A 14,481-nucleotide genomic window follows, 5' to 3' on the forward strand; every position below is an offset into this window, starting at 1 on the left:
CCAACGGCAGGCCGGTCGATCGCCCGACGCCGCCGGGCAGGCCCGCCCGCCGAGGGCGCCGGCCTCGGCGGTGGTCGGTCTTATGGCTTGCGGCGGGCTCGCCGGTTGAGGGCGTCGGCTCCGACGTGGTGGGTCTTACGGCTTGCGGCGGGCTCGCCGGTTGAGGGCGTCGGCCTCGGCGGTGGTGGGTCTTATGGCTTGCGGCGGGCTCGCCGGTTGAGGGCGTCGGCTCCGGTGTGGTGGGTCTTATGGCTTGCGGCGGGCTCGCCGGTTGAGGGCGTCGGCCTCGGCGGTGGTGGGTCTTATGGCTTGCGGCGGGCTCGCCGGTTGAGGGTGCCGGCTCCGGTGTGGTGGGTCTTATGGCTTGCGGCGGGCTCGCCGGTTGAGGGCGTCGGCTCCGGTGTGGTGGGTCTTATGGCTTGCGGCGGGCTCGCCGGTTGAGGGTGCCGGTCCCGGTGGTGGTGGGTCTTATGGCTTGCGGCGGGCTCGCCGGTTGAGGGTGCCGGTCCCGGTGGTGGTGGGTCTTATGGCTTGCGGCCGATGCCGCCCAGTACCGGGATCGGTGCCGGTGGGTCGCTGTCGTGGGGGAAGGGCGCGGAATCGTCCGGAGTGCGCGCGGTGTCCGGGAGGATGTGGTTGATCGGCTGCACCTTCTCCACCGGGCTTGTGCCGGTGAAGAACGCGGCGAGCTGCTCGTCGTCCCGGAAGACCGGCCGGGCGCCGGGGACGGCGTAGTCCTGCTTGACGATCTTCTCCAGCCGGGGCTGCCGTTCGACGTGCGAGATCACCAGGTACGACCCGGAGGGCAGGGCGTCCACCAGCCGTCGCACGATGCCGTGGACGCCCGTGTCGTCAGGGAAGAAGTGCAGGATCGCGATCATCATGAGCGCGATGGGCCGGTCGAAGTCCAGGGTCTCGGCCGCGCGCCGCAGGATGAGGTCGGGGTCGCGCAGGTCGGCCTCCACCATGGCGGTGCCCGGGTTGGTGCTGAGCAGGGCGCGCCCGTGGGCGATCACCACCGGGTCGCTGTCCACATAGACGACCTTGGCCTGCGGGGCGAGCGCCTGCGCCACCTCGTGTACGTTCTCCTGGGTCGGCAGGCCGCAGCCGATGTCGAGGAACTGGTGGACCCGATGATGGCCCACCAGCCGCCGCACCGACCGGACCAGGAAGCGTCGGTTCTCCCACGCCAGCATCCGGACATGGGGCGCCTTGGCCATGATCGCGTCGCCCACGGCCCGGTCCGCGGCGAGATTGTCCTTACCGCCGAGAACGTAGTCGTAGACGCGCGCGATGTTCGCCTCGTTCGTACCGATCGTCATAACGAGCTCCGTCCAGGGGGCGGGAACGCAGGCTGCCAAGTGCCTCTAGTTTGACGTGTAACGGCCCCGGGCGCTGGAGGAGCCACGCACTAGGGCTGAAGCACGTACTTTCCGCGCACCCCGCCCTTGGCGACCGCGCGGTGGGCGGAGGCGACCTCGCCGAGCGGTACGACGGCGTGTACCCGCGCCGGGAGGCGGCCCTCCGCGGCGGCGGCGAGCAGCCCGGCGAGCCGTGCGCCGTCGGGACGAACCGACACCACGCGGACGGTGATGCCGCGCTGCCGCGCCGGCACCGTGTGCGGCTTCACCCCGATGAACAGGCCGCCGTCCCGGACCAGCGCGATGCCCTCGTCCTGGAACGCGGCGGCGTCGGCCACCGCGTCCCACCTGGGGGTCGCCCGCGTGGTGAACTCCGCGCCGAGGCCGCGTACGAACTCCTCGTCCTGGGCCCTGGCCAGCCCGGTGACCCGCCAGCCGCGCTCTTGGGCGAGCGGGACGACGTAGCCCCCGACCGCGCCCGCCGCGCCGGTGACCAGCAGGCTCCGGCCTTCGCCCGCGCCGAGGAGGTCGACGAGCTGGGCCGCGGTCAGCGAGTTGAGCGGGACGGTGGCCGCCGCGGTGAGTTCCATGCCGTCCGGTACGGGCGCGATGTCGTCCACGGGGACGACCACCTGCTCGGCGTAGGCGCCGAAGTCGCGATCCACGCCGCCGACCACCCCCGCGACCCGGGTGCCGGCCGGCAGCTCGACGCCGGGGCCGGTCGCGGTCACGGTACCGGCGAAGTCCCAGCCCAGGCCGGTGTGGTGGGGCTGGTTGATCGCCCCGAGCGCGTGGAACGCCCCGGCGACGACTCCCAGATCGACCGGGTTGATCGCGGCTCCGGCGATCTGGACCCGGACCTGCCCCGGTCCCGGCTCGGTGACGGGCACATCGATGATCTCGATGGAGCCGGGACCGCCGGGAGTGCGGACGACCGCGGTACGGAAAGTGGTGGACATATCGCCTCCTATGGAGAAAACCGATCTATGGCAGAGCCGAAGCTGCTACACCACCATGGATGGGGTTACTCTCCAGGGGGAAGTACGCACCTGGAAGTGCGTATGGCACCGCGAGGTAGGAAGGGAGGCCACCCGATGCCGACCACGACTGCGGCACAGCAGCGGGAGAAGGCCAAGCGGGAGTACGACGCGTTCATGGCGAACTGCCCCAGCCGCCGGCTGCTGGACCGGATCTCCGACAAGTGGGTGTCGCTGGTCCTGGCCGCGCTCGGCGGCGACGGCCCGCACCCCGGCACCGACCAGGTCGGCGAGGAGCGGACGATGCGCTACTCCGAGCTGTCCCGCCGGCTGGCCGGGGTCAGCCAGAAGATGCTCACCCAGACCCTGCGCGCCCTCGAACGCGACGGCCTGCTCACCCGCACGGTGACGCCGACCGTCCCGGTCACGGTCACCTACGAGCTGACCGACCTCGGACGATCCCTCTACCACGTGATGCGCCTGATCAAGGTCTGGGCGGAGACCCACATGGACGAGGTGCTGGCCAACCGGGAGGAGTACGACGCCCGCGGCGCCTAGCCCGCCGACCGGCCGCGCGATGCGAACGCGCCGACCCCGCCACTTTCAACCTATAGCGCACCCGGGGGCTTGCGGCAAGACCCCGGTCGTGCCGCAGAATCGTCGGCCGGAAGGCGACGATCTCAGGGGACGGGGCGGTTCATGTTCGATGTGATCATTGCCGGTGGCGGGCCGACCGGCCTGATGCTGGCGGCCGAGCTGCGCCTGCACGGCGTGCGCGTGGTGGTGCTGGAGAAGGACGCGGAGCCGCCCCCGTACGTCCGCTCGCTCGGCCTGCACGTACGCAGCCTTGAGGTGATGGACCAGCGCGGGATGCTGGAACGGTTCCTCGCGCACGGCACCCGGTACCCGCTCAGCGGCGGCTTCGCGGGCATCACCAAGTCCGCGCCCGGCGGGCTGGACACCGCGCACCCCTACCTCCTCGGCATCCCGCAGACCATCACCGATCGCCTGCTGGCCGAGCGGGCCGCCGAGCTGGGGGCCGAGATCCGGCGCGGCCACGAGCTGACCGGGCTGAGCCAGGACGACGACGGGGTGACCGCCGAGGTCGCCGGCGGCACGCGGTTGCGCTGCCGCTACCTGGTCGGCTGCGACGGCGGCCGGAGTACGGTGCGCAGGCTGCTCGGCATCGGCTTCCCCGGGGAGCCGACCAAGGTCGAGACGCTGCTCGGCGAGATGGAACTGACCGAGGCCCCGGAGGAGATCGCCGCCGTCGTCACGCGGGTCCGGGCCACCCAACTGCGGTTCGGGGCCATGCCGCTCGGCGACGGCGTGTACCGGGTCGGCGTGCCCGCCGAGGGGGTGGCGAAGGACCGTACGGTTCCGCCGACCATCGAGGAGTTCCGGCGGCGGCTGCGGGCGACCGCGGGCACCGACTTCGGCGCGCGCTCGCCGCGCTGGCTGTCCCGGTTCGGCGACGCCACCCGGCTGGCCGAGCGCTACCGGTCCGGGCGGGTGCTGCTGGCCGGGGACGCGGCGCACATCCACCCGCCGACCGGCGGTCAGGGGCTCAACCTCGGCGTCCAGGACGCCTTCAACCTGGGCTGGAAGCTCGCCGCCGAGATCGCCGGCTGGGCCCCTGCCGACCTGCTGGACGGCTACGCCACCGAACGCCGCCCGGTGGCCGCCGCCGTCCTGGACAACACCCGCGCCCAGATGGAACTGCTGTCCACCGAACCGGGGCCGCAGGCGGTACGCAGGCTGCTGGCCGAACTCATGGACTTCGAGGCGGTGAACCGGCACCTGATCGAGAAGATCACCGCGATCGGCCTCCGCTACGACTTCGGCGCGGCCGAGGACGATCATGACCTGGTCGGGCGGCGGCTGCGGGACGTGACGCTGAAGCGGGGCCGCCTGTACGAGCTGACCCGCACCGGTCGCGGGCTGCTCCTCGACCAGACCGGCCGCCTCTCGGTCGCGGGCTGGGCGGATCGCGTCGATCACGTCATCGACGTCAGCGAGGAACTCGACGCGCCCGCCGTACTGCTCCGCCCGGACGGCCACGTCGCCTGGACCGGCGACACCCGGCACGACCTGCTCGCCCACCTGCCCCGCTGGTTCGGTCCCGCCACGACGACCTGACCAGGCCGATGCGACTCCGCAGGTGCGGGATCAGGACGCGCCGACGGGCGAAGGGCGCCGTGCCCGCCGCCGCCATGCCGCCGCGACCGCCCCGGCGCGCGGCCGGCGCGGTCTCGACAGTGCCCGCTTTCGTGATCGGCTCAGTCGTCGGGCAGGCCGCTCTGGACGTGCTGCTGGTAGGTGGTGCCGTCCGGGGCGGCGGACGCCGCCTGGAGCACCGCCGCGCGGATGGCGACGTTCTCCTCGATGGCGCGGGCGGCGACGGCGGGGTCGCCGATCTGGAGGCGCCGGGCGTCCCTGTTGGCCTGCCGGGTCAGCGTCAGGAACGGCATCGCCGCCGATTCGGGGATGCCGAGCTGCTCGGACAGCTCGTCGCCGTAGGCGCTGCGGAGGATGGCGTGGACGAGCCGGGTGAGGTCGGCGGATGACATGAGCGGCTGCGGGTGGGCGGCCAGGGTCCGCACCTGGGCCTCGATCATGGCGGCGGTCAGGGCGCGGGAGTTGTCGTCCGGCGCGTGCTTGGTCACGTCGAACAGGTGCATCAGCTCCGCGGCGCCCTCGTGACCGGTGACGTCGCGGTAGAAGCTCTCGTCTTCGAGCCCGAGCAGGTAGCCGATGTAGTGCCAGTACTCGTACATGCCGTGCTGCTCGGCCTCGGTCAGCTCGAAGCCGAGCGCGGCGATGGCCTGGTAGCTGATCAGGGCGAAGTCCAGCCAGGTGCGGGCCACATCGACCTGGTTGACCGGGACGCCCCACTCGGCGGTGTCCCATCCGCGCTTGAGCGCGCCGTGCCGCATCCGCGCGTGCAGCAGCCGGACCTGGGCGGTGGCCAGATAGCCGGGGGCGCCGCGCAGCAGCCCGCCGGGCATGGTGGCCTGCGCCGTCCACATGCCGGTCTCGGCCAGCCGCCGGGGGGCCATCGTCGTCAGCCTGCCCGTCTGGACCAGCAGCCTGGCGATGGCGGGCGACGAATAGGTGTGCACCAGGGCGGTGGCCATCGCCGACAGCTCGAACCACAGCAGCGGAACCGACAGCGCCGCGGTCTCACCGCGCCGGATCATCTCGGGGTCCGCCCACTCAGGCACGGTCTCCATCTGCCGCAGGAACGCGGCGATGGCCGGGGGAGCGTCGGTCAGGCTCGCCAGGCCGTCGGCGAGGCCGGCGTTGAGCGCGCGGCGGCCCTCCTTGCCCAGCGCGTCCAGCTCGGCGATGACGGCGTCCGCGAGCGGATCGCCCACCCCGAGCAGTCGCACCATGCGGTCGGCCTTCTCGCCGTGCCGCTCGCGCGCGCGGTCCAGATCGACCACACGGCCGGGAACCTGCACGCCCTGGTCGGTTTGCGTCATGAGTCCGCTCCGTTCGTGCTCTTTGGGATGACTACCTTCTTGATCATTCTCTTGAAATGAGAGTACTGTCAATATGATATGAGTCGCAGCCCAAGTGGCGCTACGATGACGCCTGATCCACCCGTCCGCCCACCTGGGGAGGAGCCGCATGGCCGCGGAGCACGCACAGGGTTCGACGCCCGCGCAGCGGCGCAGGGACCGTCAGCGCCAACTGATCATTCGCGAGGCGGCGCTGCTGTTCGAGGAGAACGGCGGCGAGGAGGGCGGCGGCTTCGAGAAGACCACCGCCGAGGCCATCGCCGAGCGCTCGGACATCTCGGTGAGCACCTTCTTCCGGTACTTCAAGACCAAGGCCGACGTCATCTACCTGGACCTCGGCAACGCCATCCCCGACCACATGGACCGGGTCGCGGCGAAACTGGCCCAGGGGCACGGCCTGGCCGAGGCGTGGGTGGCGGGCACGCTCGACGCCCTCGACCGGTTCGCCGCCGACGAGTACAACAGGGCGCGCATCCTGCGCGCGGTCCGCTCACCCAACTTCCACACCCCCCGGGCCATGTGGACGATCCGCTGGACCGACTCGCTCACCGAACTGCTGCGCGCCCACCTGCCCGAGGGCGAGGACCGCGACTTCCGGGCGCGGACCACGGCGGCGGTGTGGCTGAACACCATGTGGACGGCCATCGAACAGTGGGCGTCGGTGGGCCTGGACCGGCCGCTGGCGCCGATCCTGCGAAACGCCCTCGCCCAGGCCGCCACCGTCGCGGCCCGAGCCCGCGACGCCGTACCGTCCGACGACCGAACGACCACCGACTGCGACCGACCACCGGCTGACCACCGACTGACCGATGAACGACTGAGAAGCGACCGCTCCGAAGGCGGGTGGCACCTCGCATAAGGGTCGTTCATCGCGCGTAGGGGTCCGGTGGCACGCCGGTTGCGGCCCGACCCCTAATGTGCCCCCTCTCCGTCGCCGCCGATCTTGCCGCTCCCCTGCGGGGCTGCTTAGCGTGAGGTGCTTCCACGGAGGAGAGAAGGTAATTGGCCGTGAAAGGAATCGTCCTCGCCGGAGGTCGGGGAACGCGGCTGCACCCGATCACCGTCGCGGTTTCCAAACAACTGCTCCCGGTGAGCGACAAGCCGATGATTTACTACCCGATTTCGGTTCTCATGCTGGCCGGAATTCGGGACATCCTCCTTATTTCCTCACCCGACCAGGTGCCGAATTTCGTCCGGCTGCTCGGCGACGGCGCGCAGTTCGGCCTGAACATCACCTACGCGGCCCAGGAGTCGCCCGACGGCATCGCGCAGGCGTTCCTGCTCGGCGCGGACCACATCGGCGGCGGCCCGGCCGCGCTGATCCTCGGCGACAACATCTTTCACGGACCCTCGTTCTCCGATGTTCTGGAGGAGAACGTGCGCGACGTGTCGGGCTGCGTGCTGTTCGGCTACCCGGTCAGCGACCCTGGCCGGTACGGCGTGGGCGAGACCGACGCGAGCGGCCGGCTGATCTCCATCGAGGAGAAACCCGAAAAGCCAAGGTCCAACCGGGCCGTCACCGGCCTGTACTTCTACGACAACGACGTCATCGACATCGCCAAGAACCTCAAGCCGTCCGGCCGGGGCGAACTGGAGATCACCGACGTGAACCTGGCCTACGTACGGCAGGGCCGGGCCCGGCTGGTCGATCTCGGCCGCGGCTTCGCCTGGCTGGACACCGGCACCCCCGAGGCGCTGCTCCAGGCCGGTCAGTACGTGCAGACCATCGAACTCCGCCAGGGCGTGCGCATCGCCTGCCTGGAGGAGGTCGCGCTGCGGATGGGCTTCATCGACGCCGAGCAGTGCCACCGGCTCGGCGCCGCGCAGGCCCAGTCCGGCTACGGCCAGTACGTGATGAACATCGCGAGCAGTTTCCGCGGATGAGAATCCTCATCACCGGCGGGGCCGGGTTCATCGGCTCGCACTACGTACGCACCCTGGCCGAGCGGGACGACTGCACGCTGACGGTCCTGGACAAGCTCACCTACGCCGGCAACCCGGCCAACCTGGACCCCGTGCGCGGCCGGTTCACGTTCGTGCGCGGCGACATCTGCGACGCCGCGCTCGTCGGCGAGCTGGTGGCCGGGCACGACCAGGTGGTCCACTTCGCCGCCGAATCCCACGTCGACCGGTCGATCAGCGGGGCGGACGAGTTCCTGCGCACCAACGTGACCGGCACGCACACGCTGCTCGCCGCGGCCGTCCGGCACGGGCTGGGCACGTTCGTGCACATCTCGACCGACGAGGTGTACGGGTCCATCGCCGAGGGCTCCTGGCGGGAGGACCGGCCGCTGTCGCCGAACTCGCCGTACTCGGCGTCCAAGGCGTCCTCCGACCTGGTGGCGCTCGCCTACCACCGCACGTACGGGCTGGACGTCCGCGTGACCCGCTGCTCCAACAACTATGGGCCCTACCAGTTCCCGGAGAAGGTCATCCCGCTGTTCGTCACCCGCCTGCTCGACGGCGGCACCGTGCCGCTGTACGGCGACGGCCTGAACGTACGCGACTGGCTGCACGTCGCCGACCACGTCGCCGGCATCGAGCTGGTACGCCAGGCCGGCCGGCCCGGCGAGGTCTACAACATCGGCGGCGGCACCGAGCTGACCAACCGCGAGCTGACCGGCCTGCTGCTGGCCGCCTGCGACGCCGGGTGGGAGCGCGTGGAGTACGTCGAGGACCGCAAGGGCCACGACCGCCGCTACTCCGTGGACCACACCAAGATCCGCACCGAGCTGGGGTACCACCCCACCGTTGATTTCGAGAAGGGCCTGGCCGAGACGGTCGAGTGGTACCGGAGCAATCGGCCCTGGTGGGAAGCGCTCAAGAATCGCCTAAGGGTGCCCTAGGGGTTGCCGCCGCCGAGCGGGGCGACCCACCATAACGCCGCAAAGGAGGGGATCACATGCGGATTCGCGAACTCGGCATCGGTGGGGCGTACCTCATCGAACCCAAGGTCTTTCCCGACTCCAGAGGACTGTTCCTGGAAGTCTTCAGCCAGCCCGCCTTCACCGAGGCCGTCGGCCACCCGATGAACGTGGCCCAGGTCAACTGCTCGGTCTCGGCCCGCGGCACGATCCGCGGCCTGCACGCGATCCACCTGCCCGGCCAGGCCCGGTACGTGAGCTGCCCGAACGGCGCCATCCGCGACATCGTCGTGGACATCCGGGAGGGCTCGCCGACCTACGGCGAGCACGTCGCGGTCGAGCTGGGCGAGGACGATCGGCGCGCGCTGTACCTGGCCGAAGGGCTCGCGCACGGCTTCGCGCCGCTCACCGAGCAGGCCACCGTCGTCTACCTGTGTTCAAGTACGTGGTCGCCGCAGTCGTCGTTCGAGGTGAACCCGCTGGATCCGGACCTCGACCTGCCCTGGCCGCGCGACCACGAGCCCGTGCTCTCCGACAAGGACCGCGCCGCGCCGCCCCTGAAGGAGGCCGCGCGGCTCGGCCTCCTGCCCTCCTACGCCGACTGCCAGGCCCGCTACGCCGAACTCGCCTCAGGAGAACCACGATGATCCCGCTTTTCAAGGTCGCCATGTCGGAGTCCGCCCCCGGCGCGGTCGCCGAGGTCGTCGGCAGCGGCCAGATCGGCCAGGGCGCCAAGGTCGCCGAGTTCGAGCGGGCGCTCGCCGACCGGATCGGCAACCCGCGCGTCGCCACGGTCAACAGCGCCACCTCGGGGCTGCACCTGGCGCTGCACATGGCGGCGCAGGGCCACGACGACGACGAGGGCGAAGTGCTCTCCACGCCGCTGACCATGGAGGCCACCAACTGGGCCATCCTGGCCAACCGGCTGCACATCAGGTGGGTCGACATCGACCCCGCCACGCTCAACGTCGATCTCGACGACCTGGCCCGCAAGATCTCCCCGCGCACCCGCGCCATCATCGTCGTCCACTTCGCCGGCTACCCGGTCGATCTCCAGCGGCTCTCGGCGATCCTCGACGACGCCGAGGCGGCCTTCGGGTTCCGCCCGAAGGTGATCGAGGACTGCGCGCACGCCTGGGGGGCCACCTACCAGGACCGCCGGCTCGGCACGCACGGCAACACGGCGGTGTTCAGCTTCCAGGCGATCAAGCATTTGACCTGCGGCGACGGCGGGGCGCTGGTACTGCCGGACGACGAGACGCACGAGCGGGCCACGCTGCTGCGCTGGTTCGGCATCAGCCGTTCCGCCGACCGGCTGCGCAACCCGCCGGACGTCGCCGAGTGGGGCTACAAGTTCCACATGACCGACATCAACGCCGCCATGGGGCTGGCGAACATGGCGTGGGCCGAGGAGGTCGTGGCCCGGCACCAGGCCAACGCCGCCTACTACGACCGGGAACTCGCCGGCGTGCCGGGGCTGGAGCCGACCGAGCGGGCGCAGGACCGCCGGTCGTCGTTCTGGATCTACCCGATCAAGGTCGAGGACCGGGCCGGCTTCATGAAGCGCATGGACGAGGCCCAGATCATGGTGAGCAACGTCCACGAGCGTAACGACACCCACTCCTGCGTCCGCCGCTACTCCGCGCTGCTGCCCGGCCTGGACCGCGTGGCGCGGCGGATCGTCTGCCTGCCCGTCGGCTGGTGGGTGACCGAGGAGCAGCGCGCGCACATCGTCGCGACCGTACGCCGCGGCTGGTGACACACCGGCTCAGGCCAGCAGGTGCGCCGCGGTGATCCGGCGCAGGTGGATCAGCATGTCGTAGGAGTGCGCCAGCCGGATCAGCGGCGCCGCGGCCGGGTACACCGTGCCCACCACCCCGGTCGGGCGCGGGACCTGTAACCACGCCCGCGCCCTGGCCGGCACGGTCCGCAGGTCCAGCAGGTGATCGTCATCGTCGATCTGGTCCAGGGTGTGCTCGTTGCTGTGGCTGGCCGCGGGGCCGACGGTGAAGCTGGTCATGTTGTTGGCCTCGTTCCAGGCGTTGAACGACCCGCGGTGGAAGGTGAAGCCGACGTTGACGTACCGGGGGCCGAGGTACTGCCGCAGGAACGCGCCCAGCACCCTCGGGTAGTGCTCCGGGTCGAAGCTCTCGTAGGCGACGTGCGCGTTGTGCGCCGACAGCAGCATCCGGTGCCCGGTGCGCACCCGCCACCACACCGTGTTCTCCGCCATCGCCATGTCCCGGTGCAGCAGCCCCTGCGCGAGCTGGGCGGGGTCGTCGAGGTCGTGGGAGTACAGGGTCCAGGTCTGGGTGATCACCTTGGCGTGGCGGACCGCCCAGGCGTGCGAGCAGGCGTCGGACCAGGGGTGGCGGCGCAGCAGGGTCAGCGCGCGGCGGGCCAGGAAGACCAGCCAGCGGCGCTCCTCCAGCGGTTTGGCCAGATAGTGGCCGGGCCAGGCGCCGGCCCCTGGCTCGGGCCGCAACTGACGGTAGAGCGGGGCCAGCTCACGGCCGAGCCGGGGCGCGTGCCGCATCGCGAGGGTGAGCACCCGGTCGTACAGCTCCTCGCCCGCGTGGCCGATGTCGGCCCCCATGAACTGCACTTTCCGCTCGTGCTGCTCGTTGTGCGCGCGCATCCACTCGATGAGGTCGAGATGCTCCAGGGTGTTCCAGAACACGTACGACCCCTGGAACTCCTCGTCCATGATCTGCCGTGGGTCGCCCTTGCCGTGCAGCACGTAGTCGTTGAGCCGCAGCCCGGCGCTCCAGTTCGCCTCCAGCGCGAACGTGGTGAACCCCAGCTTCTCCACGAGGTACCGGAAGATCCGATGTTTCATGGTGAAGAACTCGTGGCTGTTGTGCGTCGCCTGGCCGAGCCCCACGACGCACGCGTCTGCGACCAGCTTGCCCAGCGGTTCCAGATCGCTGCGATCCGCGTACGGCTCGGTCGTACGCAACGGATACGCGCTGCGCCGGAGTGCGGTCGTGACGCAGTATTGCGGCGAACCGGACATCGGATCCCTTCCTGGGCTGGAATTCGACCGTTCGCAGTCCATGATCCAAGGACGGCGAAATTGGTGCCATGCAGGACTCCCCCGTCTCCGTGGTACAGCCTGCCCTACCAACGAATAGGGGCGGACTAGGGGTTGGGCGTCGATCACCCGGTTTCTAGCATGGCGGCAGATTCCGACGACGGAAAACGCGTGATCGTCGATTTGACGAATATTCGGGAGCGGGCGAGCGCCAATGAACAGCCAGGACACCACGCTGCAACCACCGACACTGGAACGCACGCTCGCGGACCTCACCGACACCGAGCTCGGGCTGCACCTGATGTCCACCCGGGCGATGCAGTGGTTCCTCGGCTCCAACGGCTCGGACGCCTACGCGATGGTGCTCCGCGGCCAGACCGACGACCCCTATCCGCTCTACGAGCGGCTTCGCGCCCTCGGCCCGCTGCACGCCAGCGCCGCCGGGAGCCAGGTCACCTGTGACCCGGTGGTGGCCGCGAGAGTGCTGGACGGCGCGGACTTCGGGCCGGTCGGCCCGGCGGGCAAGCCGGTTCCGCCGCAGGTGGTGCCGTACTTCGGCGGCGGCGGCGTGCTCGGGCGGGCGGACAGGGAACTGTGGCTGCCACGGTTCGGGGCGGAGGCGTGCGCCGCGCACGACGACCTCATGGCCGGCGTCTACCGGGCGGCCCTCGACCGCGCGCCGCGGCCCGGCTTCGACCTGATGAACGACGTCCTGCGCCCTGCCACGGCCGAGATCACCGCGAAGCTGATCGGTGTGCCCGAGGGCGAGTACGACCGGTTCGCCGAACTGTCCCTGCGGCTCGCGCGGATCCCCGACAGCCTGCTCGCCGCCCAGCGGCTCGACGTCGTCCGCGACCTCGACGCCGCCTTCGCCGGACTGGACGCGCTGCTCGGCGAGGTCGCGGGCGGCGCGGCCCCGGCCGAGCGGGAGGCGCTGCGCGCGATCTGGCTGCTGCTGTCGGCCGAGGGCGTGGACGCCGCCGCCCGGCTGGCCGGCAACGCCGCCCTGGCCCTGCTGGACGACCACGACCAGTGGCGGGCCCTGCGCGAGCGGCCCGAACTGGCCGCCGCCGCCGTCGAGGAGTCGCTGCGCCACGACCCGCCCGTCCAGCTCCAGGCGCGCGTGGCCCGGCAGGACGTCGAACTGGCCGGTCAGAGCATCCCCGCGGGCACGCACGTCGTGGTCGTCGTCGCCGCGCTCGGCCGCGACCCGCAGACCTACCCCGAGCCCGCGCGGTTCGACCTCACCCGCGGCGTCGTGGCCCCGGCCGGCGGCGGGCTGAACGAGTTCGTCGCGCCGCTCGCCAAGCGGCAGGCGGAGGTCGCGCTGCGCGTGCTGGCCGAGAGCGCGCCGGACATCCGGCGCGACGGCCCGGTACTGCGCGGCAGGCGCACCCCGGTCACCCGCGGCCCGCTCACCCTCGCGGTGACCACCCTCTGAGAAGGAGACCTTCCGATGCGTGTCCTCATGACGACGCTCGCGCAGGCGTCCCACTACTACAGCCAGGTCCCGCTGGCCTGGGCCCTGCGCGCGGCCGGGCACGAGGTACGGGTGGCCAGCCAGCCGATGCTGACCGACGACATCCTGACCTCCGGCCTGCCCGCGGTGCCCGTCGGCACCGACCATGTGCTCCAGCAGATGCGCCAAGACCTCGCGATGGCCGGCAACGTGACCTTCCCGAAGATGTACGAGGAACGGGACGAGCCGCCGACCTGGGCCGACGCCCTCGACTTCGAGATCTTGACGACCGCGCTCATGCTGATGGCGGCCAACAACGACACGATGGTGGACGGCCTGGTCTCCTACGCCCGGTCCTGGCGGCCCGACCTGGTGATCTCCGAGCCCTACACGTACGCGGGGGGCATCGCCGCGGCGGCCTGCGGCGCCGCGCACACCCGCCTGCTGTGGGGGCTGGACGCGCCGGGCAGCGCCCGCAAGGTGTTCAACGAGCTGCGCGACCAGCAGCCCGAGCAGCACCGCGAGGACCCGGTCGCCGAGTGGCTGACCTGGACGGCGGCCCGGTACGACGTGCCCTTCGGCGACCACCTGATCACCGGCCACTGGACGATCGACCCGCTGCCCAAGAGCCTGCGGCTGCCCGTGGGCGTGCCCACGCTGGGCATGCGCTACATCCCCTACAACGGCCGCTCGGTGATCCCGGACTGGCTGCTGGAGCCGCCGCGCAAGCCGCGCGTGTGCCTCACCCTCGGCCTGTCCGGCCGGGACTTCATGGGGGCCGACCCGTTCTCCCCGGCCGAGCTGGTCGAGGCGATGGCCGACCTGGACATCGAGCTGGTCGCCACGCTCTCCGGGGCGCAGCGCGAGGGCCTGGAGAAGGTGCCGGACAACACCAGGATCGTGGACTTCGTCCCGTTGCAGGCGCTGCTGCCGACCTGCCGGGCGACCGTCCACCACGGCGGCTTCGGCTCGGTCGGCGGGGCGCTGATCAACGGCGTGCCGCAGATCACGATCGCCGACATGTGGGACACCCCGGTCAAGGGCCAGATGATCGAGAACCAGGGCGCCGGGCTGTTCTTCCGCCCGGAGCGGATGAGCGCCCAGACCGTACGCGAGGGCGTGGAGCGGCTGCTCGACGAGCCGTCCTTCGCCGACAACGCCGCGCGGCTGCGCGGCGAACTGCTGGCCGAGCCCACCCCGGCCGCCCTCGTCGCCGAACTGGAGCGGCTGACCGACGAGCACAGGAGCTGACGGCCGGTGAG

Annotated in this window: 13 protein-coding genes; 9 read left to right on the top strand and 4 right to left on the bottom strand. The window is 71.2% G+C overall.

All coding sequences use genetic code 11. The features are described 5' to 3' along the window. Positions 1 to 524: 524 nt before the first annotated feature. Positions 525 to 1,322 (bottom strand): SAM-dependent methyltransferase, encoded by a 798-nt coding sequence (locus ACH34R_RS23880; protein ID WP_397563730.1) that lies wholly within the window; start codon positions 1,320 to 1,322, stop codon positions 525 to 527. Positions 1,323 to 1,411: 89 nt separating this feature from the next. Then, a complete protein-coding gene (locus ACH34R_RS23885; RefSeq protein ID WP_397563731.1) occupies positions 1,412 to 2,320 on the bottom strand; it encodes an NADP-dependent oxidoreductase in 909 nt (302 codons plus the stop codon). A gap of 135 nt (positions 2,321 to 2,455) precedes the next feature. On the opposite strand from ACH34R_RS23885, the gene ACH34R_RS23890 reads away from it, so the two are divergent. Both ACH34R_RS23890 and rox read left to right on the top strand, forming a co-directional pair. Then, complete coding sequence (locus ACH34R_RS23890; RefSeq protein WP_397563732.1) at positions 2,456 to 2,896, top strand: winged helix-turn-helix transcriptional regulator; 441 nt, start codon at positions 2,456 to 2,458, stop codon at positions 2,894 to 2,896. 141 nt (positions 2,897 to 3,037) lie between these two features. Next, positions 3,038 to 4,477: a rifampin monooxygenase gene (gene rox, locus ACH34R_RS23895; protein WP_397563733.1), complete on the top strand. Its 1,440-nt coding sequence runs from the start codon at positions 3,038 to 3,040 to the stop codon at positions 4,475 to 4,477. Positions 4,478 to 4,617: 140 nt separating this feature from the next. On the opposite strand, the gene ACH34R_RS23900 is transcribed toward rox, so the two are convergent. Further along, a complete protein-coding gene (locus ACH34R_RS23900; RefSeq protein ID WP_397563734.1) occupies positions 4,618 to 5,823 on the bottom strand; it encodes an oxygenase MpaB family protein in 1,206 nt (401 codons plus the stop codon). Positions 5,824 to 5,971: 148 nt separating this feature from the next. Between ACH34R_RS23900 and ACH34R_RS23905 the strand changes: the two genes are divergently transcribed. The 5 genes from ACH34R_RS23905 (at position 5,972) to ACH34R_RS23925 (ending at position 10,485) form a co-directional block, all read left to right on the top strand. Next, on the top strand, positions 5,972 to 6,721 hold the full coding sequence (locus tag ACH34R_RS23905; protein ID WP_397563735.1) for a TetR/AcrR family transcriptional regulator: 750 nt from the start codon (positions 5,972 to 5,974) through the stop codon (positions 6,719 to 6,721). A gap of 149 nt (positions 6,722 to 6,870) precedes the next feature. Beyond that, positions 6,871 to 7,746 carry a glucose-1-phosphate thymidylyltransferase RfbA gene (rfbA, locus tag ACH34R_RS23910; RefSeq protein ID WP_397563736.1) on the top strand — a complete coding sequence of 292 codons (876 nt, stop codon included), beginning with the start codon at positions 6,871 to 6,873 and terminating at the stop codon, positions 7,744 to 7,746. Next, entirely contained in the window at positions 7,743 to 8,708 is a 966-nt protein-coding gene (rfbB, locus tag ACH34R_RS23915) for a dTDP-glucose 4,6-dehydratase (RefSeq protein ID WP_397563737.1), read from the top strand. The genes rfbA and rfbB overlap by 4 nt, the downstream gene beginning before the upstream one ends. Before the next feature lie 56 nt (positions 8,709 to 8,764). Beyond that, a complete protein-coding gene (gene rfbC, locus ACH34R_RS23920; RefSeq protein ID WP_397563738.1) occupies positions 8,765 to 9,373 on the top strand; it encodes a dTDP-4-dehydrorhamnose 3,5-epimerase in 609 nt (202 codons plus the stop codon). Next, a complete protein-coding gene (locus tag ACH34R_RS23925; protein ID WP_397563739.1) occupies positions 9,370 to 10,485 on the top strand; it encodes a DegT/DnrJ/EryC1/StrS family aminotransferase in 1,116 nt (371 codons plus the stop codon). Before rfbC ends, ACH34R_RS23925 begins: the two co-directional genes overlap by 4 nt. A gap of 9 nt (positions 10,486 to 10,494) precedes the next feature. On the opposite strand, the gene ACH34R_RS23930 is transcribed toward ACH34R_RS23925, so the two are convergent. Beyond that, positions 10,495 to 11,742 carry an erythromycin esterase family protein gene (locus ACH34R_RS23930; protein WP_397563740.1) on the bottom strand — a complete coding sequence of 416 codons (1,248 nt, stop codon included), beginning with the start codon at positions 11,740 to 11,742 and terminating at the stop codon, positions 10,495 to 10,497. Positions 11,743 to 11,974: 232 nt separating this feature from the next. Between ACH34R_RS23930 and ACH34R_RS23935 the strand changes: the two genes are divergently transcribed. Then, positions 11,975 to 13,201, top strand: a complete 1,227-nt coding sequence (locus tag ACH34R_RS23935) for a P450-derived glycosyltransferase activator (protein ID WP_397563741.1) — start codon at positions 11,975 to 11,977, stop codon at positions 13,199 to 13,201. Between the two features lie 15 nt (positions 13,202 to 13,216). After that, complete coding sequence (locus tag ACH34R_RS23940) at positions 13,217 to 14,470, top strand: activator-dependent family glycosyltransferase (protein WP_397563742.1); 1,254 nt, start codon at positions 13,217 to 13,219, stop codon at positions 14,468 to 14,470. Positions 14,471 to 14,481 lie beyond the last annotated feature (11 nt).

Source organism: Spongiactinospora sp. 9N601 (assembly GCF_044326295.1).
Taxonomy (GTDB): Bacteria; Actinomycetota; Actinomycetes; order Streptosporangiales; family Streptosporangiaceae; genus Spongiactinospora; species Spongiactinospora gelatinilytica.